This window comes from Sphingobium sp. DC-2 (assembly GCF_000722555.1).
Classification (GTDB): Bacteria; Pseudomonadota; Alphaproteobacteria; order Sphingomonadales; family Sphingomonadaceae; genus Sphingobium; species Sphingobium quisquiliarum.
This window is the reverse complement of sequence record NZ_JNAC01000135.1, coordinates 1-1,038: the sequence shown is the minus strand read 5'-3', so window position 1 is coordinate 1,038 and position 1,038 is coordinate 1. Positions and strand designations below refer to the sequence as shown.

Annotated in this window: 1 protein-coding gene; it reads right to left on the bottom strand. The window is 58.4% G+C overall.

Annotated elements, in window-relative coordinates:
• Positions 1-119 precede the first annotated feature (119 nt).
• Positions 120-992 carry an ArdC family protein gene (locus tag ET21_RS0122930; RefSeq protein WP_004213405.1) on the bottom strand — a complete coding sequence of 291 codons (873 nt, stop codon included), beginning with the start codon at positions 990-992 and terminating at the stop codon, positions 120-122.
• Positions 993-1,038 lie beyond the last annotated feature (46 nt).

The window sequence follows — 1,038 nt, the reverse complement described above, 5'->3', positions numbered from 1 at the left end:
CCATAGTTAACATGTCGGGATTTGTATATAAACCACATTGAGTAGCCCCCATATTTCACTTTCCTGAAATGGGACGCCGCGCTTGCGCGGCGTCTCGTGCATTTAGCAGGGCGGGTCATTCAATCCGCTTGGTCGGTCATCATCGCCAACAGGTAGTCGGCGGCGTTCTGAGCCTCACGGGCAGCCTCGAAAATCGCGCGCTTGTCGTTGCGGAGCGCGGTCAACCAGTGCTCGATATACGCGGCATGGTCTTCGCGTTCCTCGACCTTGAAACCGACAATCGCGCCGATGAAGGATGCGCCCAGCTCGGCTACGAGCTCGTCCCTCGCATAGTCGGCGCGGCTCGTTGAAATCAGGGTTTTCCGGTTGAGGCGGCTTTCATGCCCTGCATGATGCACGGCCTCGTGCGCAAGCGTGGCATAGTAGTCGTCGGCGGAATGGAACGCTTCAAAAGCAGGCATTTGGATATAGTCGTCGCGGGTGTGGTAATAGGCTTGCGATCCGCCGATGCGAACGGTTGCGTCGATGCGAGAGAACATCACTTCAAGCTCAACGTCGCGGGTTTCGGGATTGGTAATGATCGGGGCGGGCGCGGGATATTTGCCGTCCAGTCCCTCGACCTGATCGGCATTGAAAACCGTGTATCGTTTCAGAAACGGAATGGCGCGCTCGTCGTCCGTCTCGGAGTCCTTCACGACAAGCTTGTTAGCATAGACAACGGTGGTCCCCTTGCTGCCCTTCCGGACATTGCCGCCAAGCTCCAATGCCTGTTTGAAGGTCAGCCAATAGGGGGAGGCGAAGCCCTGACGCATGGCGCTGGCCCAAAGGCTGAGGACGTTGATCCCACGATAGGCGACCCCATTGTGCCGGAGCGGAATGGTCGGCCCACCGCTCCACGGCTTCACCCACGGCTTGGTGCCCGCTTCCAGCATCGCAAGAATGTCGTCGGTGACGGCCTGATAAATGTCGATCCGGTTCGTTTCCTTAGCCATTTTTCACTCCTTTAGGCGAAGCCGCTGCCTGCGGCCTGCGGCTCTG

Bases quoted from the DNA above. Each gene is read 5' to 3' on its own strand.
- ET21_RS0122930 (WP_004213405.1), bottom strand. From the start codon at position 992: ATGGCTAAGGAAACGAACCGGATCGACATTTATCAGGCCGTCACCGAC.